The following is a 24,436-nucleotide window of genomic DNA, read 5'->3' as shown; positions in this document are numbered from 1 at the left end:
TCACAATAAAGAAACAAAACCGTCGGGATGTGCATCACTGCGGACAATCGGGGAAGAAACCACTGCGCCCGGTTAACGGGTCGCAGTGCGGGGACGTGAAGCGTAGAAGAAGAGCAGCAGAGAAATTGTCGCGCACAGGGCAATTGTGCCGACCATCGGCCAGGCGCTGTTGAAACTCACCAGCGACAGCAGTGCACCGACAAAAGCACCCACGCCAAAACGCAGCGTGCCCGCCAGAGAGGATGCCGTTCCGGCCATATGCGGAAACTCATCCAGGATCACCGCCATCGCATTCGATGAGACCATCGACACGCAGCCGATAAACATCGCGATTCCCATCACCAGCGGCAAAAAGCCGAGGCTGAAGGCGCTGACAACCAGCAACCAGATGCCCATGCAGAACTGTATCAGCAGCCCCAGCCGGAACATCGCCACCGGGCCAAAGCGGCGCACGGCACGGCTGTTAATCAGCGTCAGGACAAACAGAAACACCACGTTGAGACCAAAGTAGTAGCCAAAGTTTTGCGGTGAGACGTGATTCAGCTCAATGTAAACAAAGGGGCCGGCATTGAGAAAAGTAAAGAGCCCGGCAAAGGAGAAGCCGCTCGACAGCATGTAACTGAACGCCCGTTTGTGGCGAAACAGCGTCACGAAGTTGCCGAGCGTGGTGCGCAGATGAAAACGCTGTCGCTGCTCCGGCTTCAGGGTTTCGCGGATTTGTGTGGTTACCAGCACAGTGGTCACTAATGCCGCACCCGCGAGCGCCCAGAAAATTGCGTGCCAGCTCCAGAGCACCAGCAGCCAGCCACCGATGATCGGCGCCAGCAGCGGCGCGATGGTGGTAATCAGCATCACAAAGGACATCATGCGCGAGAAGTCCTCTTTCGAGTAACTGTCACGCATCAGCGCGTTGATCACCACACTGGCTGCGGCGGCAGAAAGTCCGTGCAGGAAGCGCATCAGAATCAGCTGATCGATGGTCTGTGACAGTGCACAGGCCGCAGCGGCGCAGGCAAAGATCAGCGTGCCGAGTGCAATTACCGGCTTACGCCCATAGCTGTCTGCCAGCGGCCCATAGATAAGCTGGCCAATCGCGAAGCCAAGGATGTAGAGGTTAAGCGACATCTGCACGCTACCGGCTGACACCCCGAACTCACGCGCAATCTGCGGCATGGCAGGCAGATACATGTCAATCGACAACGGCATCAGCATGGCTAACAGACCGAGGATGACGACCAGTCCTGTTGGCGAGTTCTTTTCCTTACGCACACCTTCTCCTGCACAAATGAGTCTGGGTCGGGCCGCCTGGTCCGCCCGGTTATTTTGTCTGCAGCTCTTTCGGCAGACCAATACTGGCGATCTCGTCTTCTGTCAGCGCACGGTATTCGCCCGGTTCCAGATCCTCGTCCAGCACGATGTCACCGATGCGTTCACGATGCAGCTCAATGACCCGATTGCCGACGGCTGCAAACATCCGTTTCACCTGGTGGTAACGACCTTCGCTCAGTGTCAGCCGCACATCTGTGGGGGTAATCACCTCCAGCTGTGCCGGTTTCGTCAGGCTCTTCTCATTGTGCAGCTGCACGCCCGCTGTAAACTGTGCGGCCGTATCGTCACTGATCGGCGATTCCAGTGTCACCCGATAGGTTTTCTCGCAGTGATGACGTGGCGAGGTAATGCGGTGTGACCACTGGCCATCATCTGTCAGCAGAACCAGTCCGGTGGTGTCGATATCCAGACGCCCTGCCGCATGCAGTTTGAATGACATCGGCTCTTCGATGAAATAGATGATGGTGGGATGATCGGGATCGTCGGTTGAGCAGACGTAACCCTGCGGTTTGTTCAGCATAAAGTAGCGGGGACCGGTCTGCATCTGCAGTACGTTGCCGTCATAGACGACTTCGTGGTCGGGCAGCAGTTTGAACGCGGTATCGCGGACAACTTCCCCGTTAACGGTGACACGCTGGCCACGGATCTCGCGATGAGCGATGGCGCGGCTGATTTCCAGTTGCTGAGAGATGAATTTGTCGAGTCGCATGAATTCGTTTTGCCTGTTACTGCGGAGGGAATCTGAAACGGCCTGGTTAACCGTTGAAAATGTGCGGGAAGTATAACGTGATCCGCGCCAGCCTGACAGCGCGTTTACCGCACTTTCATGGCATAATTGCCGCCAGTTATACAAAAGTGAGCAACATGTCTTTTACCTTACGCCCCTATCAACAGGATGCGGTGAATGCCACCGTGGCGCATTTCCGTCGCCATCAGGAACCTGCCGTCATTGTGCTGCCAACCGGTGCCGGAAAGAGCCTGGTGATTGCCGAGCTGGCCCGGCTGGCCCGTGGCCGGGTGCTGGTGCTGGCGCACGTCAAAGAGCTGGTGGCGCAGAACCACAGTAAATATCAGGCCTACGGGCTGGAGGCGGATATCTTTGCTGCCGGACTTCAGCGCAAAGAGAGTCAGCGCAAAGTGGTGTTTGGCAGCGTGCAGTCAGTGGCGCGTAACCTCGACCAGTTCGACAGCGCCTTCTCGCTGGTGATTGTCGATGAGTGTCACCGCATTGGCGATGATAAAGAGAGTCAGTATCAGCAGATCTTTAATCATCTGCGTCAGCACAATCCTCAGTTGCGTTTACTGGGACTGACCGCTACGCCGTTCCGTCTGGGTAAAGGCTGGATTTATCAGTTCCATTATCACGGCATGGTGCGTGGCGATGAAAAATCGCTGTTTCGCGACTGTATCTATGAACTGCCCCTGCGCTACATGATCAAGCATCAGTTTCTGGTGCCGCCGGAACGACTGGATATGCCGGTGGTGCAGTATGACTTCAGCCGTCTCACGGCACAGTCCAACGGCCTGTTCAGCGAAGCCGATCTGAACCGTGAACTGAAGCAGCAGCAGCGCGTGACGCCCCATATCATTCGCCAGATCGTGGAGTTCGCTGAAGATCGGCTGGGCGTGATGATTTTCGCCTCGACGGTGGAGCATGCGCGTGAAATCCTGCGACTGCTGCCAGAAAACAGCGCGCTGGTCTCGGCCGAAACGCCTGCCAGAGAGCGCGATGCCCTGATTCTGGCGTTTAAGGCGCAGCAACTGAAATTCCTGGTGAATGTGGCGGTGCTGACCACCGGGTTTGATGCGCCGCACGTTGACCTGATCGCAATCCTGCGTCCGACCGAGTCGGTCAGCCTCTATCAGCAGATCGTCGGACGCGGCCTGCGGCTCTCACCGGGTAAAACCGACTGCCTGATCCTTGATTACGCGGGTAATCCGCACGATCTCTTTACGCCCGAAGTTGGCGCCCCCAAAGGGGCCAGCGACAATCAGCCGGTTCAGGTTTTCTGTCCCGCCTGCGGTTTCGCCAACACCTTCTGGGGCAAGGCGACCGAAGATGGCATGGTGATCGAGCATTTTGGCCGACGCTGTCAGGGCGTACTGGAAGATGACGAAGGTGAGCGCGAACAGTGTGATTTCCGCTTCCGGTTTAAAAGTTGTCCCGACTGCGGCGCAGAGAATGATATTGCCGCCCGACGTTGTCACCAGTGCGACAAAATTCTGGTCGATCCGGACGATATGCTGAAAGCGGCGCTGAAACTGAAAGACGCACTGGTGCTGCGCTGTGGCGGCATGACGCTGGAACAGGGCCATGACGCCAAAGGGGAATGGCTGAAAGCGACCTATTTTGATGAGGAAGGCACCAGCGTCAGCGAACGCTTTCGTCTGCAGACGCCGGCCCAGCGTAAGGCGTTTGAACAGCTCTTTATGCGTCCCCATCAGCGCGCCCCCGGCGTGCCGCTGGGCTGGCAGACCGCCGCTGACGTCCTGGCACTCCAGCCGCTGCTACGTCATCCCGATTTTGTCGTCGCACGGGCCAAAGGCCAGTTCTGGCAGATCCGCGAGAAAATGTTCGATTATCAGGGCCGCTATCGCCGCGCCAATGAGCTGCGTTAACAGGTGATGCCAGCGAGGGCTGACCGGATGCTGAACCCGGCGAGCGGGTATATCGTTTGCTACCACCCGGCATAACGGCTATACTGCCGCCCGCTTTTGCATGTGCATCAGCGGTATTGAATAACCTGCCTGTTACTGGGTCGCCTGTAGCAGGATTTAAATAAAGAGATATATTAATGCTCACTATCAATGCAGTAGAACGTAAAGAGCAGGGTAAGGGTGCGAGCCGCCGCCTGCGTACAGCAAACCGTTTCCCGGCCATCATCTACGGTGGTTCTGAAGCGGCTGTTGCCATCGATCTGGATCACGACTCAGTAATGAACCTGCAATCTAAGCCAGGTTTCTACGACGAAGTTCTGACCCTGTCAGTTGACGGCAAAGAAACTAAAGTGAAAGTTCAGGCTGTTCAGCGTCACCCGTTCAAGCCAAAACTGTTCCACATCGACTTCGTTCGCGCTTAATCGCGAATTACGTTGAAATGTAAAAGGGCCGGTTGAGAAACCGGCCCTTTTATTTTGTCCCTGATACACCGAGATAATCGACGTGTCAGAGAACAGAAGCCGGGCTAAGCCCGGCTTTTTTTATTTGCTGCTGGTACGGCGCTGAAGCTGGTCCCGCAGATTGGGTGGTGTGCCCTTAATCGTCAGGGTGTCCGTGGCCGGATCCCAGAAAATGCGCTCGCCCAGTAACATCGCATCAAAATTCAGGGTCAGTCCCCCGCCGCTGCCGGCAAACTTCGTCAGCTGACGCAGCGTACTGCGATCCGCCGGGAAGCTCTCTTCCAGCTCGTAGCCCTGCTCCTGGGTAAAGGCCTGGAAGGTTTTTTCGCCCAGTGGTGGCAGCTCGCTCGACAGATCTTCCAGTGCAATTTCCTCGCCCGCCTGCAACTGTTCGTTGCAGTAGCTGTAAACCTGCTGGCGATAGTTCTGCCGTTCCTGCTTATCCAGTTCTGATTCGTTGCAGTAATCATCAACGGCCTGCAACAGACCGCGGTTCTGCGCCTTCGTGTCTAATCCCACTTCGGCACCCAGGAAGTCCATAAAGAAGTCAGCCACTTTACGTCCGACGCGGCCGCGCAGGAAGGTCAGGTAACGGGTCGATTCCGGGTTGGTTTCCCATTCGGTTAAATCAATTCGCGCCACGATATCCGCATGATTGATGTCGAGATAGTGGGTGCTGCTGATATCCATCTGCTCATTGACGCGCATACTGGACTGGCTGTTCAGCACCGCAATCAGCAGATATTCCACCGCCAGATAGCGATAGTGAATAAACAGCACCACGCCGCCTTCAGCGAACGGATATTTGGCCAGCTCGTCGCGCAGACGACCTGTTGCAGCGCGGCTAAAAGCGAGAAAATCATCGTTGCCCTTACGACAATTACGCAGCGCTTCTGCCAGTTCACTTTCTGCATTGAACAGGCCATAGGCTTTGCTTTTTGCGCTGTAAACCCGGTGTAACTCCTCCACCATCGCGTTAACCGTGTTGGTGGCAGGCAGCAGTGAATCGCGCAGCGCCAGTTCAAGCTGGTTTTCATCGCGTTTGATTAACTGATGCAGGGCAATCTGGTCGATATCCAGACTCATGGTAGACTCTCCTTTTAGCACAGGCGCGTATTCAAACACCGCCAGCATCGGCTTTCAACTCTATGCGTGAAGCGAACGTACTACTTTCGATAAAATTGCGGTAAAAAGTGCGCTATTCCGGTAATATATCGCCTTTTGAAATGAGCTTAGACGACGATATGGCACAATCATCCCGTTACAGTGACGAACGCGTGGAACAACTCCTCGCGGAAATGGCCCAAATCCTGCACAAGGACAAGGCCCCCACCGATCTCTCCCTGATGGTTCTGGGAAATATGGTGACCAACTTAATTAACAGCGATGTCGCTCCGGCGCAACGTCGTTCACTGGCACGTTCTTTCGCCGATGCCCTTCAGGCATCAGTGCGTGACGATAACGCCCATTAATTGGCTGATTTGATTTCATAATATGGTAACCAACCGGCAGCGCTACCGCGAAAAAGTCTCCCAGATGATCAGTTGGGGGCACTGGTTTGCTCTGTTTAACATCTTATTCGCGCTGATTTTAGGCAGTCGCTACCTGTTGGTCGCCGACTGGCCTTCTTCGCTGGCGGGGCGCATCTACGCCTATACCAGCTGGGTTGGCCACTTTAGTTTTGTCGTTTTCGCTGCCTATCTGCTGATTATCTTCCCGCTGACCTTTGTGGTGATGTCGCAACGGCTGATGCGGGTGTTATCCGCGGTGGTCGCCACTGCCGGACTGACGCTGATAATGGTCGACAGTGCAGTGTTCAGCCGTTTCCACCTGCACCTTAATCCTGTGGTGTGGGAGCTGGTCATTAACCCCGACCAGAGCGAGATGGCGCGCGACTGGCAACTGATGTTTATCAGCGTGCCGCTGATATTCCTGGTCGAGATGCTGTTTGCGACCTGGAGCTGGCAGAAGCTGCGTAGCCTGAATCGCCGCTCGTTTGGTAAACCTGTCGCCGCTCTGTTTATCAGCGCCTTCTTTGCCAGCCACCTGATGTATATCTGGGCCGATGCCAACTTCTATCGCCCGATTACCATGCAGCGCGCCAATCTGCCGCTCTCCTATCCGATGACGGCCCGTCGCTTCCTTGAACGTCACGGTCTGCTGGATGCGCAGGAGTATCAGCGCCGGTTGATTCAGCAGGGCGATCCGGAAGCGGTGGCGGTAGAGTATCCGCTGAGCGATATCACCTTCCGCGATGCTGGCACCCGTAACAACCTGCTGGTGCTGACTGTTGATGGTCTGAACAATGCTACGCTTGCCAAAGCGCTGCCGCAGCTTAATCAGTTCGCCAGCGAAAACGTGCGTTTTACCCAGCACTACAGCGCCGGTGATACACCTGAGAAAGGGTTGTTTGGCCTGTTCTATGGCATCTCCTCCAGTTACATGAACGGTATTCTGGCATCACGAACACCGTCGGCACTGCTGGGGGCACTGAGTACTCAGGGTTATCAGTTTGGCCTGTTCTCCTCGGAAGGCTTTAATCCGCCGCTCTACCGTCAGGCGCTGCTGACCGACTATTCACTGCCTGCGACAACCAGCCAGCCCAACGCCAGCACCGTGGCGCAATGGCAGAACTGGCTGGAGAAACAGAAAGCTTCGCAGGCGCCGTGGTTCTCATGGATTGCTCTGAACGGGCCTGATGTCACCGGCGACAACAGCAAAGCGCGTCAGCGCAGTTATCTCCGTCAGGCACCTGCTGTTGATGAACAGATTAGCGCCGTGCTAAGCAGCCTGCAGGCGCGTGATTTGCTGAAGAACACCGTCGTAGTGATTACGGCGCAGCGTGGTCTGGCACTGGATGGCGATCCTGACAGCGCCGGAAACCGTCAGACGCTGCAGGTGCCACTGGTGATTCACTGGCCTGATACACCGGCGCAAACTGTTGATCGCCTCTCTGATCATCAGGATGTAATGGCAACGCTGATGCAGCGACTGCTGCATGTGCGGACCAATCCGGTGAACTATTCACAGGGTGAAGATTTGTTTGCTGCACGTCGCCGTCATGACTGGGTGGCGAGCAGTGAAGAGAATAAGCTGGTGATTACCACGCCGCAGGTGACGCTGGTGCTCAACAACAACGGCAGCTATCGCGCTTATGATGCACAGGGCAACGCGCTGAAAGATCACAAGCCAGAGCTGGCGTTGCTGTTGCAGGTCCTGACCGAGGAGAAGCGGTTTATCGCTAACTGATTAATTATCAGGCAAATAGTCGGCAGGTATCTTGCATTCATGACGATAACCAGTAGACTAATCCTCCAGTGTTCGGCACGTAGCGCAGCCTGGTAGCGCACGGTCATGGGGTGTCCGGGGTCGGAGGTTCAAATCCTCTCGTGCCGACCAAATTCCCTGAAAAGCAGCCCAAAAGGCTGCTTTTTTCGTTTCTGTCATCAAAACATAACTTTCATCACATCTCCTGCAAAGCGTTCTATACTTAATAGCGTGTGGGTAACAAGAGGAGAGTTCATGACATTAATCGAAAAAGATGATCCATCCGAAGCACCCGAGTCCGGCGATAAGCAACCTTCCCCGCCAGACCAGAAGTAACCCACAGGGCCGCGTATGACGCGGCCTTTCTGTTTCTGTTATCTCTGCCCACTCTCCGGCTTAACATTCAGAATTGTCCGCTGAAGCAGTTAACATTTCTCTTACAATCAGCAGGTTAACGCGGGCGCCCAAAACTGATCTGCCTCACAAAATCGGCCATCAGTCGCGTCTTTTCATCAAACTGAAACAAAAATGTCACAAAAATTGCCTACTCTAAACTCCCCAGAAATTGACGGATAATTTTTATGGCGATCAAAGCGAAAAGCCTGAAAGATGCGGAAGCTTTACTGCATTCAGGCATTAGCAAAGTGGAACTGGCGTATGACATTGGTAGCGACGACTTCTTTCGTCTGGCGAGCCACTGGTGCGACCGGGGTGCACGCATCAGCAGGGGTCACCACCATTTTGTTGTTTCTCTGAAGAGTTTTGCCATTCCTCCCAACGACTGATTACGGCGGGCTGCTTGCCCTGATGCATCGTGCCTGATTTAATGCCTTTTTGGCTTAAATGGTTTCGCATGCGCTATCCCGACCTGCCGCTGCCGCCTGTTCCAGGCGGCTTTATTCTTTCCAGCCACCTGAACCACAGCGATTATTTGCTGGCGGTGAGTCGCTTTGAACCGCAAAAGTATCATGACGTGCTGGCTGTCGAATGGGGTATTCCCTTACCCGCCCGACTGCAGCAGGCTGTCACTAAACGGCGTGCTGAATACCTCGCCAGCCGTTTACTGGTCCGGTCGGTAATGACAGAGCTGGGCATTGCTGATTTCATCCTGACCAACGCATCCGATCGCTCCCCCTGCTGGCCCGCTGGCGTTCAGGCGTCGCTGTCGCACAGTGCCGGTGTCGTCGTGGTAGCGGCAACCCGGCAACGCTGTGCGGTTGGCGTCGATGTTGAGCAGTTGATGTCAGAGACGACGGCGCAGGAAACGGCAGAGTTGTTGATGAATGCGCAGGAACAGCAACTGTTGCAGACGCTGCCCGTCTCCTTCAGCACTGCCGCGACGCTGCTCTTCTCTCTCAAAGAGAGCCTTTATAAAGCGCTGTGGCCACAACTGCATCAGCCGATGGATTTTCTGGATGCTGCACTGGTGTCGGTAGATTTCGCGCAGCAGCGCGCGACGCTGCAACTGGCTCAGGACTTCGGTGGCTGTTTTGCGATGGGGACGTTACTGGAGGCGGAGTTTATGTGGCGCGATAATCAGGTGATCACGCTGATTATGCATCGGCTTTAAAAGCGTTCTAAACAGAACGCCAGTATGTTTTTTCCTGGCCTGTCACCTTGTGATTTGCGACAACCACTAAATCAGAATTCACAATAAGCAGAGGCACAACAGGGGCGATGCGTTCCGCCAGCCACAGGCATATTTCACCACCAAAAAAGAGTAACACGCGATAATGGCTGGATTTGTGCTGTTTTGTGAACCAGACATGAGTGGGTATTACGGAACTTCAGGTATAAGAAATATTTCCCTGGAACAAGGTACGCATGAAAAATTCTCTGTTCAGATTGTCCCCGACCTTTTTACTCTTTTTGCTTGCCTCATCAGCCACTGCACAAACGATCTCCCCTGAAATTACGACGCAGTCAGGCAAAGTCAAAGGCGCAGAGCATCAAAACACGCTGTCCTGGACCGGTATTCCTTATGCAAAAGCACCGGTCGGGGAACTGCGCTGGAAAAAACCGATTTCCCCTGACGCATGGCAAACCGTTTTCGATGCGACCCGGCCCGCGACAGACTGTATCCAGGTTTCCCCGGACGGAGCCAAAGGTGATGAGGATTGCCTGAATCTCAATATCTATCGCCCGACAGAGAGCAGCACACCGCTTCCGGTGCTGGTCTATATTCATGGTGGCAATAATCAGCTGGGCAGTTCCACTGAGTTCGCGCCGGCGTTTATCGCTGAAAAATACAATGCCGTGATTGTCACCGTAAACTACCGTCTTGGCGCACTCGGCTTTAATCCATTGAAAGCGCTGAACGATGGCAACCCGCTGGATGACTCCGGGAATTACAGCTTACTCGACATCAAACAATCGCTGGCGTGGATCAAAGACAATATTTCGGCTTTTGGTGGTGACAGAAATAATATTACCGTTTCCGGATTTTCAGCGGGTGGCAGAGACGTGATGGCGATGCTTATATCGCCCCTTTTTAAAAATACGTTCAACAAAGCCATTGTTTTCAGTGGTGGCATGACCACCTCTGACAAACATGAAGCGGAAAGCATCTTCGCGCAAAGAATAGCGCCTCTGGTCGTTAAACAGGGCATTAAACCGGATGCCAGCGCAGCGAAAAGCTGGCTCCTGTCGGGCTCACCAGAGGTTCGTCATTTTCTCTATCAGCTTCCGGCAGCAGATCTGGCAATGCTTTTTGGCGATGCGGGAATTCGCATGAATCAATTCCCGCATCTCTACCGCGATGGTGTGGTGATCCCGAAGGATGGATTTGAGACCAAAAATTATAATGCCGTCCCCGCCATCATGGCCACAGGACAACAGGAGTTTTCTTTCTTCGCCCGTAACGACCCACTGTTTGCAACACAGGTGAAAGACGGTTCGCTTAAAAATGATACCGCGCTGCTGAATAAATACACCTTTGCAAATTATTATGGCGGGCTGCTATATAGCCTGTTTAATGTTAACCAGTCTGCTGAGCGCATGTATAAAAATTATAACGCGCCGCTGTATGGGATGGAGTTCCGTTATGGCACGGATGCGTTTGTCACAGGTGATAAACTATCGGCCATCGGTTCTTTCCACGGCGTGTTTATGCCTTTTTGGGATAAAAATAAGTATGCTGAATTTACGCAGGATGCGCTGAAGCTAAAAGGCTCTCAGGCATTAGGTGAATCTTTTAATTCCTACATTAAAAACTTCCTGGCAACAGGGTCACCCAACGATCAGACCCTGCCGGAATGGAAGAAATGGACACCGGAAAATGCCGCAGCGGGGGAATCGCTGCTGGTGATGGATGCTAACAAGCAGAAAGCCATTATCTACATGAGCAATAAGACTTATAGCTATAACGATATTCTCACCCGCATTGAACAGGACAACGCCCTGTCAGCGGCAGACAAAAAGAGTGTTATCAAAAACGTGCTGAACAATCGCTGGTTCAGCGCACCGCTTGATCAACATTTCGCCCACTAATCCGCGGCCTCCTGCGCTGGCAGGAGGCAAACTTTAACGGATCGACTTCACTGCAGATGACCTGCCGTACAGGGCTGTTATCTGTGATTTACTGCGTATGAGGCACACCTGCCAACGGATTGTTCAGTCAGCACGGCTGCCTGCTGCTGACGCTTACAGAAGTGTTAACACCGTGTTCAGCGACCTGCACGGAACTTAACGCGCTAACTGCTGAGTGTGCCATCTGCCGTCAAAGCCCGGTATCGGTGCGTTTAACCGAGTCGAGCGTGGCGAGGTCGCGTTCATTACCGGTCAGCTCCGTCAACTGGCCTTCGCGCATCTCCAGCAGCCGGTCGGCATGAATGAAGTAGTGATCGTCATGGCTGATAGCAAACACCGTTTTACCCGCCTGCTGCAACCACGGCAGCAGCTCACGATAGAAGATGCGTCGGAAATGTGGGTCCTGATCTGCCGCCCACTCATCCAGTAGCAGCACATCGCGTTCTTCTGCCACCGCCAGCAACAACGCCAGTCGCTTACTCTGTCCTTTTGAGAGCCGCAGATTGAGCACTTTATTGCCTTCAATCTTCAGCTTGTCCTGCATCTTCAGCCTTTCCAGCCACTGCTGCACCAGCGCCGGATTGGCGGTAACGCCTTCCCGCCCGATTAACCGGTCAAACAGATGCAGGTCGGTAAAGACCGCGGAGAACTGACTGCGCCAGACATCCAGCTCGTCTGCCGTGATCGCTTTACCATCCAGCAGCAGCGTGCCGGACTGCGGTTGATACAGCCCGGTCAGCAGCATCGCCAGCGTCGATTTTCCGCTGCCGTTGCCACCAATCAGAAACACCAGTTCGCCCCGGCGCAGCGTCAGGTTAATCGGCCCGACCTGGAAGCCGTTGTCACCATAGTGAAAAGAGACGTCGCGCAGCTCCAGAGTTTGCCAGTCTGACGACGCCGATGGCGCGTGAAACCCTGCCTGATAAGGCGCGAGGTCAAAGGCGTTGAGCTTACGGAATGCGACCTGGGCGCTGAGCAACGTGGGTAACGCGCCCACTGCAGAAAGCAGCGGCGTGCGTAAGAACAGCAGCGTCAGGGAGAAAGTCGCGGCCACAGCAGTATTGGCCCAGCCCAGGCTGTTAGCCATGAAAAAGACCATGCCGATAGCGCCCAGGGTCATGATATTTGACCAGTTGACCGCACTCAGATGATAAGTATCGGCACGCACAATATGGTGACGCCAGGCGCGGGCATCATCCTGATAAACCGTGTCATAGACCTGTTGCGCACGTGAGCGGTTAAGCTGTAACTCTTTACGCCCCTCAATCACCGTCTGGTAATCACGATAGAGGTTGTCTTCGATTTCGCGCAACTTTGCCATGTGCTGGTAAACCCGCGAGACCAGCATCCAGCCGCCCACCAGCGTCACACCCAGCCAGAGACTGGTCACCAGCAGCATTTTTGGTGACAGCCACGCGAGATAGATGGCTGAGCCGAGGGTAATGATTACGCCCTGAAACAGCTCCGGCAGACGCACAAAAGCCAGCGTAATTGCTCGCACGTCGCTGGTCAGTCCCGCCAGCAGTTGTGCACTGCCGAGTTGCTCGATGCGTTCAACCCGGCTATCAAGGATTCGCTTGATGAACTCGCCACGCAGTCGCCAGACAAACTGATGCCCGAGCATCGTCAGTGCCAGCTGCGAAGCCAGCGTCACCGCCATCAGCACCACCAGCTGCAACAGGAACTGCGGCAGCACCGCGAATGAGGTGTTGATGGCGACAATCATTTCGCGGTTGATAAAGGCGATCATGCCGATACCCAGCACGGCGCTTAACAACGTCAGGGCAATGACCCCGATAAAAGGCCAGCGAAACTGGCGAAAAACAACGCTTAACAACGTCATGCAGGCAATCCATCAGCTAAAAAACAGCCTGCAGTTTAATGGGATGCCAAATGATAGCAATAGTTATTCTCACCACGCCGTGACTGCCGTAGTGGGTTAAAAGGCGCGACGAAATGTCAGGTTATAACGCCAGGCGCCGGCCAGCGGATGCACGCCTGGCTTAAGCGGCAAAATGCCGTGGTAACGCAGGCGCGACGGCCCGCCCCACACCACAATATCACCATGCTCAAGCAGCACACGCTGGGTGCTGTCGCCCCGTTCGAAGCCACCGAACTGAAACACGGCCGGCAGACCCAGCGACACCGAAACGATGGGCTGGTGCAGGTCTTTCTCATCTTTATCCTGATGCAGCGTCAGCTTCGCACCCGGTTCATAGCGATTAAGCAGACAGGCATCCGGATTAAAGCCAGGAAAGCCCGCCTCCGCCGCGGCCTGCTGCGCCAGCTCGCGAAACAGCGGTGGCATGGGCGGCCATTTGCGGCCATTGAGGTTATCCTGCTGCTGATAATTGTAGCCGCGTGAATCCACCGACCAGCCAAAATCGCCGCAGTTGGTCATCGCCACCGACATGCGATGGCCACCCGGCGTAATGCGATGGGCAAAGGGGTTCTGATCCGCAATCGCCAGTATCTGCTGATACAGCGCCTCTGCGTCATCACGTGCGCGGCGCCGCAGGATCACGGCCCCCTCCGCCAGCGGCTCCTGCCAGGGTTGCTCTTCACTAAAAAGATCTAACATCAGGGTTCTCCGGATTCAGCGGGAATCAGAAAAGCAGCAAACTGCGGCGACATCCAGCTGACAAATTTATCGCCCTGCTTGCTGATCAGATAGACCGCCAGATGCTGTTCAATTGCCAGCGCTTTGGCTTTCTCGGTGCCGAGCACCATCAGTCCGGTGTCCCAGCCATCGGCTTCCAGCGCCGTGGTGGCAATCACCGTGGCAGAAACCAGTTTATGCTCAATGGGTCGTCCGGTAACGGGATCGATCACATGAGAAATGCGCTTGCCGTCCAGTTCATAATAGTTGCGATAACTGCCGGATGTACTGATACCGTGTCCCTGCAGACTCACGCGTGCCTGAACCGCATTCTCCTGATCGGTGGGTTTCTGGATCGCCACCCGCCACGGCTGCTGTTGCGCATTAAGACCCCGGCTCAGCACGGCACCGCCGACTGACACCAGATAGTTGTTGATACCGAGCTGCTCCATCAGCCGTGCCAGATGATCGGTGGCAAAGCCCTCACCCACCGTCGAGAGATCGACATAGAGCTCTGGCAAATCTTTCTGCAACCATTGTCCATCCGCACCCTGCAGCACTCTCAGATGCTGCAATCCGGTCTGCGCACGGGCGGCGGCAATTTGGGCTACATCCGGTGTATGGATGGGCTGTTTCGTCGGGCCAAAGCCCCATAAATTAACCAGTGGACCGACGGTAATGTCCATCGCCCCGCCGGTTTTACGGCCAATCCGCAGCGAGGTCGTGACAATGTCCGCCATGTTTTCACTCACCGGCTGCGGTGACAGGTCACGGCTCTGGTTAAAGCGCGATAACGCAGAGTCCGGCTTCCAGGTGGAGAGCTCAGCATCATCCGCGTCCAGCTGCTGCTGAATCCGCTGCTGTAAGGCCGCTTTACGCTTACTCTCAACACCCGCCAGGCTCACCCGCCAGACGGTGCCCATGGTTTTTCCTTCCAGCACCATCGCTGTTGTCGGTGCTGATTGATCACAGCCCGCCGCCGTCAGAATTAAAATCGACATAAACAGCAGATTAATCTTATAACTCATCATTCCTCGCCTGTAACACTTTATGAATAGCCACTACAAAGCATAAAGTTTGGGTAAATTCGCTTAAATAGAGTTGAATATTTCACTGAATCACGAGAGCATTCCCCGGTCATCTATCCTGATCCCGCCTCGCGACAGGGGATTAACATTAATCAAAGTAAGGAGCTACAGATGATCTATGCGATTCTGGTCGTTGCCCTGGGTCTGTTTGTTTACGGCAGTTATAAAGTTGTCGAACAGCGTCGTCATCGTCACATGACCCCTTCCCGGCCGCGCCAGTAACGGGCTTAACTGCACCTGATTGGGGCAATCGCTCCCTGACGTGCGCGGCAAGTGTATCAAAACGGGCGTAACGCCTGTGGCTGTGAGAGCGGTAAAGCTGGCATGAATTCTGCACTGTTGAAACAGTGTTTATCTCTGAGAGGTGCAGAATGAAAAATTCACAGAAGTGGCAGTCAGCATGGCATCACTGGTTGAGCTTTTCTGCTTTCACTCTGGCAGGCGTGGCATTTGAAGGCGCGCGGTTTGGCAGCGTTATGTCATCAGAAACAACGGCGCCGGAAGCAACGAAGTGGCCAAAGGCTGACGCGTTTAGCCCGGAAGATAACGCAGGAGCGCAGCCGTAACTGCGCTCCCATATCACTTAGAACTGGTAAACCAGGCCTACACCCACCACGTCGTCGGTATTGATACCGGCCGCGTCGGTGAAGGCGTTGTCGTCCAGCAGGTTGATCTGGTAATCAACATAGGTAGACATGTTTTTGTTGAAGTAATACGTCGCGCCAACATCGATATATTTTTTCAGATTCTGTGTGCCCCAGTTCTGAACATCGGTGCCGCGTGAGGTCACGTACGCCAGAGATGGACGCAGACCAAAGTCGAATTGATACTGCGCAACCAGTTCCCAGTTATCCGCTTTATCCGCATAACCAAACGCTGAAGAGTCGGTGCTGCCGAAGCGGGTTGCGTTGAACGAGCGTGAGTACATCGCTGCCAGATAGACGTTGTTCGCGTCATATTTCAGACCGCCAGTATACACTGCCGCTTTATCGCCATGGCCGAGGATACCTGATGTTTCGCTGTTCTGGTCGTTGGTACGGTCAGACTGGAAGGTTGCCGCACCAATGCCGAAGCCTGAACCCAGATCATAGGTCGTGCTCAGACCCCAGCCGTCGCCGTTCTGGCCCAGCACGTCACGGCCATTCGGTGACTCGCTGCTGTTGCCATTCTTGCCCTGATACTGGACTGCGAAGTTCCAGCCATCCACCAGACCGAAGAAATTGTTGTTACGGTAGGTCGCCATGCCGTTACCGCGCTGATACATGAAGTTATCCGCGCCATAGGTATCGCCGCCGAACTCAGGCAGCACGTCAGTCCATGCGCCGATGTCATAGGCTACGCCGTAGTTACGACCATAGTCGAAGGATCCCGCATCACCAAATTTCACACCGGCGAACCCAACACGGGTAAAGCTGTCTGCTGTCCCCTGGTCTTCAGAGTTGTTTAGTGCTGCCTGGTATTCCCACTGGCCGTAACCGGTCAGCTGATTGCTGATTTCTGTTTCGCCTTTGAAGCCGAAGCGAACGTATGACTGGTCGCCGTCGGAACTGCTGTTGTCAGAGAAGTAGTGCAGGCCGTCAACTTTACCGAAGAGATCTAATTTGTTGCCGTCTTTATTATAGATTTCAGCTGCGTTTGCTGATCCTGCTGCAACCAGCAGTGCAGGAATCATCAGGGAGAGAACGCGACGTTTCATTTTATTACCCTCTGTTATATGCCTTTATAATTTGCCACTGCTAACTGAATGATTAAAAATTCAGCCGGCAGGTCATTGTTGTTTTATAGCGGGTAATAATCCACCAGGAAAATGCTACTAAATTTCCAAAACTGTTTCATCCATCGAAACAGTTATTTCATAATGTAAATAGCGGGGAACTAATAACCAGCACAGATCGGTAAAAAAAACCGCACAAATTGATACACCCCTTCCGATATCTTTGTTATCAACAGTTTACATCAGAGCATTCTGAAGCACTGAATGATAAAACTTATACGACATCTGGTAATAGAATAGACCCCGCTATCATCATTTATTCCATTATTACCTTCATTCTCCCCGAATGAGATGTACAACTTATTATTTCCCGCCGGACAATCTGTCCGGCATTTTTTTTGCCTGTCATTCGCCGTCGCACTATATCTTCGTAAACATTTTTAACGTGGTTAAATTAACTTCACTCTGCTTCCGCACAGTTTGTTAAATTGCGCACACTTTGTGCCCGGATAGTCTGAATATCCGCCATGTTAATTTATCACCGTAATTAAGCAAATAAGCCTCTCAGCTGGACCGCATTTTCAGCGCTCGCGCAGCGATTCTTTGACTTTATTCAGTGGTTTAATCAGGTAATCCATGACGGATTTCTGACCGGTTTTAATCTCCACATTGGCCACCATTCCGGGCACAATCGGGAATTTTCGGCCAGCGCGGTTGGTCAGCTCGGCTTTCTGGGTACGAACGTAGACACGATAATAATATTGATCACGTTTCACCTCATCCTGCAGCGTGTCTGGCGACACCGTTTCCACTTCGCCGTGCAGATCGCCATAAATAGAGGAGTCATAGGCGGTGACTTTCACGGTGGCGGCCAGTCCGGGCCGAATCCAGGCGATATCGCGTGGATTGATACGCGTCTCAATCAGCAGTTGATCCTCCAGCGGCACAATTTCCATCAGTTTACCGCCCGGTTCCAGTACACCACCCACCGTGGTGACCTGAATATCTTTGACGATGCCGCGCACCGGCGAGTAGAGCGTCGCGCGCGTCAGCTGATCCTCTTTGCCTGCGGCAACCTGCAACTGCGCATCCAGTTCCGCATTGTTTTTCACCTGCTCTTCGTGAGCGCGCACCAGATAGTCATTGCGCGCTTCGTCGATTTTGCCACGTAGATCGCTGACCTGACGACGCAGACGGATCACCTCAACCTGCCCTGCCGCGCCTTTCGCCACCAGCGGTTCGGTGAGCCGCAGCTCATCCTGCACCAGTTTCAGCGACTGCTGCAGGTTACTGATGGTTTCAGTGAGATTACGACGTCGCGACTCATAGAGCTGCCGCTCGCGCGTAACCAGATTCGGCTCCTTCAGCGTTTCGGCACTGAACTTCAGCGGCGTGCCCGACAGCTCCGCTTCCAGCCGCTCGGACGAGGCACGCAGCGTGCGCACTTTAGCCTGCGCTTCACCGAAATTTGACTGAAAGCGCGTTGGATCGAGGGTCGCCAGCACCTGCCCTTTCTCAACAATGTCACCTTCATGCACATTAAGCTGTTTGACGATGCCGCCATCCAGGCTGTCGATCACCTGCGCGCGGCTGGAGGGCGTCACTTTACCGATGCCCACTGTGACCTCATCCAGAATGGCAAAGTGCGCCCAGATCAGAAATATCGCCAGCGCGGCGGTGCAGAGCCAGATAATCGCTGATGTCCGGCGCTCATGACGGGCAAGATCTTTATCAACAATCACCAGACTCATGCCACATCTCCTTTACCTGCCGTAGCAGGTGCAGTCGCGCGGCGCAGGATCTCGTCGCGCGGACCATCAGCGACAATGCGCCCGTTATCCATCACCACAATACGATCGACCATTTTCAGCAGTGCCGGACGGTGCGTCACCAGCACCAGCGTCCGGCCGCTGATCCAGCCCTGCAGCTGACGAATCACATGCTCCTCCAGCTGTTCATCCATTGCCGCAGTGGGTTCATCCAGCAGCACCACCTGCGGCTGACGCAGGATCAATCGGCTCAGCATCACCATCTGACGTTGCCCGCCAGAGAGCCCGCGACCGCCTTCATTGATAATACGATCCAGGCTGGCGGCGTCCTGCTGGATCAGCGACAGTGCGCCGCTGATACGCAGTGCCTGCAGCATCTCCTGTTCGCTGGCATGGGGATTGCCCAGCATCAGGTTCTGCCGCAGCGTGCCAAAGAAGAGGCGAGAGTCATGCGACAGCCACCCGAGCTGACGGCGTAAATCAGTGGGATCGATACGCTCAATATCGACACCATCAACAATCACCTTGCCCTGACTGGCCTGTGCCTGACCGGCAAGAATCTTCAGCAAGGTCGACTTCCCTGCCCCGACCTTACCCAGAATGGCAATCTTCTCGCCGGGCTTGATCTGCAGCTGCTGCACGTTGAGCACATTTTTTTCATTATCTTCGTCATAGCTGTAATGCACATTGCGCAGATCGTACTGGCCGGTGAGCGTCGGACAGTGCGCCAGCGTGGCGGCTTCAGGTTGATCGAGCGGCTTTTTCAGCAACTCATCCAGCCCTTTCATCGCCATTTTGGCGTGCTGCCAGCGTGAGAAGACCATGGTCAGCTGCATCAGTGGAGCGATAGTGCGGGATGAGAGCAGGCTACAGGCGACCAGCGTACCGGTGGTGATGTGTGAATCGAGCACCAGGTAAACCCCAAACACCAGCATCCCTGCATAGGTGAGCTGCTGCACCGTCGATGCCCAGCCGGTAAGGCGCGCGCCCCACAATCGCTGCTGATTGCTGATCGCGGCGCTGACTTCATGCGTCTGCTCCCACTGACGCTGGAAATAGGGTTCGGCCTGAAGCGCCTTGATATCCTCAATGCCTTCAATGGTCTCCACCAGCACGGCATTACGCAGCGCGCCCTCACGCAGCCCCTCTTTAGCCAGCCGCGCCATGGGAATCTGAACCAGCAGACCCGGAATGACGATCAGCGGGATCGCCGCCAGCGGAATCAGCACCAGCCAGCCGCCTATAAACGACATGATGAACAGGAACAGGATAACAAACGGCAGATCGGCCGCGGCACCAACCGTGGTCGAGGTCAGCAACTCGCGCACCTGGTCGATCTCACGCAGCTGCGAGATAAATGAGCCGGTGGATTTCGGCCGCGCCTCATTACGGATGCTCATCGCCCGGGCAAACAGCATGGCGGAAACTTTCAGGTCGATGCGTTTACCCATTAAATCTGAGACCTGGGTTCGCATCAGCCGGATAAGATATTCAATCGCCGCAGCGATCAGTACCCCGACAAACAGCACCCACAGCGTGGACTGTGACTGCGCCGGAATCACCCGATCGTAGACCTGCATCGAAAAGAGAATTCCGGCCAGTGCCAGCACATTACCGATCACCGACGCCAGTGAGATCTCGGTGATACGACGCCCCATGCCGCGAAAGTTTTTCCAGAACCAGTGTGGCTCATAAGGCTGAATGAATTCGTCGATGCGCGCATCACGGCCACGCGCCGCCACCCCAATCACGCCAACATCGCCCTGAGCACGTGTCAGCAGCTCCGATAAGGCGCTTTCACGCACCACATCGCCGCCTTCACTGAGCCAGTAACGCGCGCTGCCGTCCGCATCGATATTCTCCAGCACCGCTACGCTGGCATTTTCCAGCACCAGCACCACCGGCGTGATCTCCTGACGCCAGCGCAGTTTGTTCTGCGGCACCATGGTCAGATGCAGTCCCAGCAGGCCGGAGAGCCGCTCCAGCTGCTGTGACACCGGCAGATGTTCAAACCAGCGCATCTGCTGACGCAGGGTTTTGCCATCGGCAGGCTTACCGAATCGCGCGGCGACGCGCAGCATGGCGGCAATCCAGTTATCGGTATTCAGGGTTAACGTACTCATGATTTTTGCCTTATCGCTATTGCAGCGAAGGAAGGAGATCGCCGCTGCTTTGCTGGCGATCGATACCCATGATATCGAGCAGATTGTCTACTGCGGCGGCATAGCGTACGGTGGCGTCCCAGCCATCGTAGAGCGCGGTGATACGTGAGCTGTCAGCCTGAAACACATCCTGTTCTACACTCAGCAGATCGTTCAGGCTGCGCTTGCTCAGACGATATTCATCGGCATAGACATTGCGGGTATGGTCGGCGCTGGCCAGCTGCACTTCCCCGGCAGCCTGCCGTTGCTGCGCGCCAATCATGTCGGCATAGGCGGTTGAGGCGTTCTGATTAATGGCAAGTTTGGCTTGCTGCACTGCAGCCTGCGCTGCCTCACGGTCGCCCTCCGCTGATTCAGTTTTGGCATTGACCATGCCACCCTGATAGAGCGGCGCTTCCACCTGCAGCTGCACTTCATCATCCCAGTAAGACTGGCGATCGTTTTCATAGCGGGTCCGGCCCGCCTGCACTTTGATGGTTGGCCAGTGACCGGACTGTGCCTGGCGTACCCGTTCACGGGCGGCCTCCTGTTTAGACTGTGCGCTGCGCACCGCCGCGCTGCTTTCATAGGCAATTTTGTCGAGGGTGATCTGCTGTTTCAGGAGTGCCTGGGGCAGTTCTGGCAGTGTGGCGGGCACCACGCCGGTCAGTACAGTGAGTTGGGCGGTAGCGGAGCGCAGCTGGGCGCGATACTGCTCAAGCGTGGCTTGCATTGCGGCGATGCGGGTTTCCGCCTGCAGCACGTCTGACTGTGAGTTGAGCCCCGCATCGGCGCGCAGTTTCGCGATATCCCGCACCCGCTGCAGTGAAGCGATATTAGTGTGCGCGATGTCTGCCAGCGCCTGGTAGCGTTTGACTTCGAGGTAGGCCTGCAGCGTATCTTCCGCCACGGTGGTCATGGAGTCGAACAGGCCGAAGCGATAAGCCTCTGACAGTGCATGCTGTTCATCGATGGCGCTGCCGGTACGCCCAAAGTCGTAGAGCAGCTGGCTAAGCGTGATACCGCCGGAGCCATTGTTGTTGAGGCTCCCGGCGGAGTCAGTCTGATGGGAGCGGCCCGCCGCACCCTGTAGTGAAATCTGCGGATACCAGGCGCTGCGGGCGGCATCAAGATCGCCCTCGCCAACGTGGATCTGTGCCGCCGCTTCCGAGATTTTCGGATTACGGGCGAAGGCCCGGAGAATGGCGTCGCGCAGCGTTAAGCTGGCAATCTGTTCTTCGGTCGGCGCTGCGCGCCAGTTAAATTCTGCTTTGGGTAAGGGTGCGGAAAAGACCGCATTCACTGACACGCCGCTCAGGGCGCACAATAAAAAAGTTAACTGCGCTTTGTTCATTATCCATACCAACAGGGGGTTTTATCATCATGATGTTTTTCCTGGTGAACAAAGCGAGCAAAAGGGATGACGATCAGATCCTGACAGAGTTATTGCATTATTTTATTTATGATTAACATCAGAGACACTAAATAACTATTAACATTATTAGATCATATTCTGTACTTATTCCTGTTAAATAGTGATGAAATCTTTAATATTCCGCCTGAATGAATGAAAATTAACCACCCAGCCACGCCTGAGCACTCCAGACAGGCTTAACAGACCTGCCCGGAAGTCAGTACTTTTACTAATGATTTAGCGTCACACTATCGGCTGTGCTGCCGGATGCTGCAACAGGTGATCGGCAAGCGTATAAGGCACATCTGAGAAGAGATGGCTCTCCTGAGGGAGGACAGCAACAGATGCCTGTGCCACATGCCCGGTCTCTGCCTGCTGAGTCTGACTAACGGTTTCCAGCAGGTGATCCAGCGTCTGCCCCTCTGTCAGGCTCGCCGTTTCGGTATGCGATGCCACCTGCACCGTCTGGCTGGCCGTCGCGATATTACCGGCGCTGTCTTTGGCGCTGACCGTCATCGGATATTCCCCCTCATCCAGTGGAGCCAGTTGTCCGGCCAGAATGGTCAGGGACCAGCCACCATCCGCTTTGACACTGGCGCTGTAATGCTGATCGCCCAGCGTTAATTCCACCTGGCTTCCCGGTTGCAGATTGCTGGAGCTGCCCTGAATCAGATGCCAGCTGTTCACATCGGCAGCATCGATTTTGTTGTCGTCAAAGGCGATGTCCAGCGTCAGGGTTGGCCGCTGATGTACGGCAACGGTAAATAGCGTGTCCCAGCTTTGGGTATCGCTGTTGCCATAGTCATCCTGGCGATGGAAAGTGGCGGTGACCGGACCATCCGGCAGCGCCATAAGCTCGCTGGAGGTCATCGTGACCATGCCTTTTGCGTCAGGCTGGTAGGTTATCCCATTGATTTCCAGTGTTCTGCAGCCCTCAATATAGAAGCTCAGATCGTGCTGCGCTTCCTGATAGTTGAGGATCATGTCACCACCGATATCCATTTCGGTGTAGACCTGCTGTAAATCCGTGTGGATATTCAGTTCATGGGTGACGTCGGTGTAGTTTTTTGCCCCATCAATGGACCAGGCACGGATTTCCCCGGCGCTGATAAAGGCGTTCACCTCCGCTGCCGGGATGATCACCTGCCAGTGCCCTTCCTGGCCCAGGGTGGCGTTATAATCTTTTCCGTTGGCGCCGCTGATAACCAGCTGATGGCCCGGCATGACGGTGGTCAGCATGCCGCTCAGCAGCAGATCCTGCTGGCTTTCCGCAAGGTTAATCACATCGTCCGCAGTAATCTTATCGAAGGTTATCTGTGGCAGGCTGCTCTGATGAGTGATCAGTGTCAAATCGTGAGAGTCAGTTGCCGTTTTTCCGTTGGGATCGGTCGCCGTGACGTTGAGGCTGTAAACGCCATCCGGCAGCGCGGTTAAATCACTTTCAGCAAAAGAACCGTACCATTTGCCGTCACTTTCCATGTGCGCGGTGGTGGTTTGCGTGCCCAGCGTTAGTTTCAGCACTGACCCCACCGGCAGGTGTGTTGCGCTGCCGCTAATCTCAACACCATAAATGCTCTCGGCAATACTCACCGCGTTGTCACCACTGACCGTATCCACAGTCAGTGTCGGTTTGATGGTGCGATCAGCATAGAGACCAAAATCGACGTCGGTAGTGGTACTGTGGCCCGCTTTATTAATGAGGATCAGTTGCAGGCTGTGATTGCCATCCGGCACCCCTTTTAGCGCCTCAGCGGGCATAGAGGCGTTCCAGTAGCCCCACTTATTGACCGTACTGTGCCAGCTCTGGTCGTTAAAAGTCAGTGTCACTGTTGAACCCGCTTCACCTTCAGCACGCCCCCGCAGATGTACTGGCTTATGCGCTTCCCAGCTGGCGATAACGCCGTCCATGGCGATGGGTTCGTAAGGCCGTAGTGCCGGGGGAGATGAACTCTTCACCGTGGACAGCGTATTGTCATTAACCGGGCTGCTATGCAGCGATTCCGTGGAGAAAGTGCTGATTGGCAGGTTCAGGCTTTGCGTAGCCACCGGAAGGCTCAGGCTTTGCAGGGGAAGTGGCACGATGGCTGGCAGCGTGCTGTCGGTAACGGCAAAGTCGCTGACTGCCGTCTGGAAAATGGATTCAAGCCGGACAGAACGAAACGTATCACGTGTTGACATAGGTAACCTCAGTTCAGAACAGAAACGCAGACTAAAACGCCCGGATAAACCGGACGTTAAGGCTGTCGACAGGTGGTGGGTCAGCTGATGCTGCCCGTTTCCGCTGGTCGGAACTGATTACCCGCAGGCAACAGGGATGAAGAAAGAGGACGCTGATAAAGCGACAAAGGGAGCCAGAATAATGATTCACGGCGTGACGCCGTTTCTTACCCCTACCCTAATCTTTCATTCTGCTAATGAATATTGGCGATTATCTGGAAAATAAATTATCACGTGACTAAATAAAAAAG

Annotated in this window: 19 protein-coding genes and 1 tRNA gene; 9 read left to right on the top strand and 11 right to left on the bottom strand. The window is 54.7% G+C overall.

All coding sequences use genetic code 11. From position 1 onward, the window contains the following. Nucleotides 1-72: 72 nt before the first annotated feature. Nucleotides 73-1,269, bottom strand: a complete 1,197-nt coding sequence (locus KTJ90_RS06200; RefSeq protein ID WP_008926121.1) for a Bcr/CflA family multidrug efflux MFS transporter — start codon at nt 1,267-1,269, stop codon at nt 73-75. Between the two features lie 49 nt (nt 1,270-1,318). Then, nucleotides 1,319-2,038 (bottom strand): 16S rRNA pseudouridine(516) synthase RsuA, encoded by a 720-nt coding sequence (gene rsuA / locus KTJ90_RS06195; RefSeq protein WP_003854163.1) that lies wholly within the window; start codon nt 2,036-2,038, stop codon nt 1,319-1,321. A 155-nt stretch (nt 2,039-2,193) separates the two neighbouring features. On the opposite strand from rsuA, the gene radD reads away from it, so the two are divergent. Then, nucleotides 2,194-3,948, top strand: a complete 1,755-nt coding sequence (radD, locus tag KTJ90_RS06190; RefSeq protein ID WP_008926122.1) for a DNA repair helicase RadD — start codon at nt 2,194-2,196, stop codon at nt 3,946-3,948. Nucleotides 3,949-4,124: 176 nt separating this feature from the next. Next, nucleotides 4,125-4,409, top strand: a complete 285-nt coding sequence (gene rplY, locus KTJ90_RS06185) for a 50S ribosomal protein L25 (RefSeq protein WP_003854168.1) — start codon at nt 4,125-4,127, stop codon at nt 4,407-4,409. A gap of 120 nt (nt 4,410-4,529) precedes the next feature. Here the strand turns inward: rplY and yejK are convergent, their stop codons facing one another. Then, on the bottom strand, nt 4,530-5,534 hold the full coding sequence (yejK, locus tag KTJ90_RS06180) for a nucleoid-associated protein YejK (protein ID WP_033743236.1): 1,005 nt from the start codon (nt 5,532-5,534) through the stop codon (nt 4,530-4,532). Nucleotides 5,535-5,692: 158 nt separating this feature from the next. Here yejK and KTJ90_RS06175 point away from each other — a divergent pair, with 158 nt between their 5' ends. The 6 genes from KTJ90_RS06175 (at nt 5,693) to KTJ90_RS06150 (ending at nt 11,204) form a co-directional block, all read left to right on the top strand. Beyond that, entirely contained in the window at nt 5,693-5,920 is a 228-nt protein-coding gene (locus KTJ90_RS06175; protein ID WP_010248348.1) for a YejL family protein, read from the top strand. Between the two features lie 22 nt (nt 5,921-5,942). Further along, entirely contained in the window at nt 5,943-7,697 is a 1,755-nt protein-coding gene (gene yejM / locus KTJ90_RS06170; RefSeq protein WP_003854173.1) for an LPS biosynthesis-modulating metalloenzyme YejM, read from the top strand. A 73-nt stretch (nt 7,698-7,770) separates the two neighbouring features. After that, a tRNA-Pro gene (locus KTJ90_RS06165) sits at nt 7,771-7,847 on the top strand. A 449-nt stretch (nt 7,848-8,296) separates the two neighbouring features. After that, entirely contained in the window at nt 8,297-8,500 is a 204-nt protein-coding gene (locus tag KTJ90_RS06160) for a hypothetical protein (protein WP_003854174.1), read from the top strand. Between the two features lie 68 nt (nt 8,501-8,568). Continuing rightward, nucleotides 8,569-9,285 (top strand): 4'-phosphopantetheinyl transferase family protein, encoded by a 717-nt coding sequence (locus KTJ90_RS06155; RefSeq protein WP_286864145.1) that lies wholly within the window; start codon nt 8,569-8,571, stop codon nt 9,283-9,285. Between the two features lie 254 nt (nt 9,286-9,539). Beyond that, nucleotides 9,540-11,204, top strand: a complete 1,665-nt coding sequence (locus KTJ90_RS06150; protein ID WP_154926636.1) for a carboxylesterase family protein — start codon at nt 9,540-9,542, stop codon at nt 11,202-11,204. A gap of 229 nt (nt 11,205-11,433) precedes the next feature. Here KTJ90_RS06150 and KTJ90_RS06145 read toward each other — a convergent pair whose 3' ends face one another. From KTJ90_RS06145 to apbE, 3 genes are all read right to left on the bottom strand, one after another. Continuing rightward, on the bottom strand, nt 11,434-13,086 hold the full coding sequence (locus tag KTJ90_RS06145) for a multidrug ABC transporter permease/ATP-binding protein (RefSeq protein WP_499026024.1): 1,653 nt from the start codon (nt 13,084-13,086) through the stop codon (nt 11,434-11,436). Between the two features lie 96 nt (nt 13,087-13,182). Further along, entirely contained in the window at nt 13,183-13,824 is a 642-nt protein-coding gene (alkB, locus tag KTJ90_RS06140; protein ID WP_003854182.1) for a DNA oxidative demethylase AlkB, read from the bottom strand. Then, complete coding sequence (gene apbE / locus KTJ90_RS06135; RefSeq protein WP_003854184.1) at nt 13,824-14,873, bottom strand: FAD:protein FMN transferase ApbE; 1,050 nt, start codon at nt 14,871-14,873, stop codon at nt 13,824-13,826. The genes alkB and apbE overlap by 1 nt, the downstream gene beginning before the upstream one ends. Nucleotides 14,874-15,041: 168 nt before the next feature. On the opposite strand from apbE, the gene KTJ90_RS06130 reads away from it, so the two are divergent. Then, nucleotides 15,042-15,152, top strand: a complete 111-nt coding sequence (locus tag KTJ90_RS06130) for a hypothetical protein (protein WP_008926126.1) — start codon at nt 15,042-15,044, stop codon at nt 15,150-15,152. A 361-nt stretch (nt 15,153-15,513) separates the two neighbouring features. Here KTJ90_RS06130 and ompC read toward each other — a convergent pair whose 3' ends face one another. From ompC to KTJ90_RS06105, 5 genes are all read right to left on the bottom strand, one after another. Then, the gene (gene ompC, locus KTJ90_RS06125; RefSeq protein ID WP_003854188.1) at nt 15,514-16,626 is read right to left on the bottom strand and encodes a porin OmpC; all 1,113 of its coding nucleotides are present in this window, start codon (nt 16,624-16,626) and stop codon (nt 15,514-15,516) included. 599 nt (nt 16,627-17,225) lie between these two features. Next, a complete protein-coding gene (locus KTJ90_RS06120; RefSeq protein ID WP_003854190.1) occupies nt 17,226-18,395 on the bottom strand; it encodes a beta-barrel domain-containing protein in 1,170 nt (389 codons plus the stop codon). Further along, the gene (locus KTJ90_RS06115) at nt 18,392-20,536 is read right to left on the bottom strand and encodes a type I secretion system permease/ATPase (RefSeq protein ID WP_003854193.1); all 2,145 of its coding nucleotides are present in this window, start codon (nt 20,534-20,536) and stop codon (nt 18,392-18,394) included. The genes KTJ90_RS06120 and KTJ90_RS06115 overlap by 4 nt, the downstream gene beginning before the upstream one ends. Nucleotides 20,537-20,552: 16 nt before the next feature. Further along, nucleotides 20,553-21,908: a TolC family outer membrane protein gene (locus tag KTJ90_RS06110; RefSeq protein ID WP_003854194.1), complete on the bottom strand. Its 1,356-nt coding sequence runs from the start codon at nt 21,906-21,908 to the stop codon at nt 20,553-20,555. 303 nt (nt 21,909-22,211) lie between these two features. Then, nucleotides 22,212-24,146, bottom strand: coding sequence for an Ig-like domain-containing protein (locus tag KTJ90_RS06105; protein ID WP_499026023.1), 1,935 nt, complete (start codon nt 24,144-24,146; stop codon nt 22,212-22,214). Nucleotides 24,147-24,436 lie beyond the last annotated feature (290 nt).

Origin of the sequence: Pantoea jilinensis, from assembly GCF_019104105.1 — a bacterium.
Taxonomy (GTDB): Bacteria; Pseudomonadota; Gammaproteobacteria; order Enterobacterales; family Enterobacteriaceae; genus Pantoea; species Pantoea eucalypti.
Note: the sequence above shows the minus strand (reverse complement) of the source record. Positions and strands in the feature narration are given on the sequence as shown.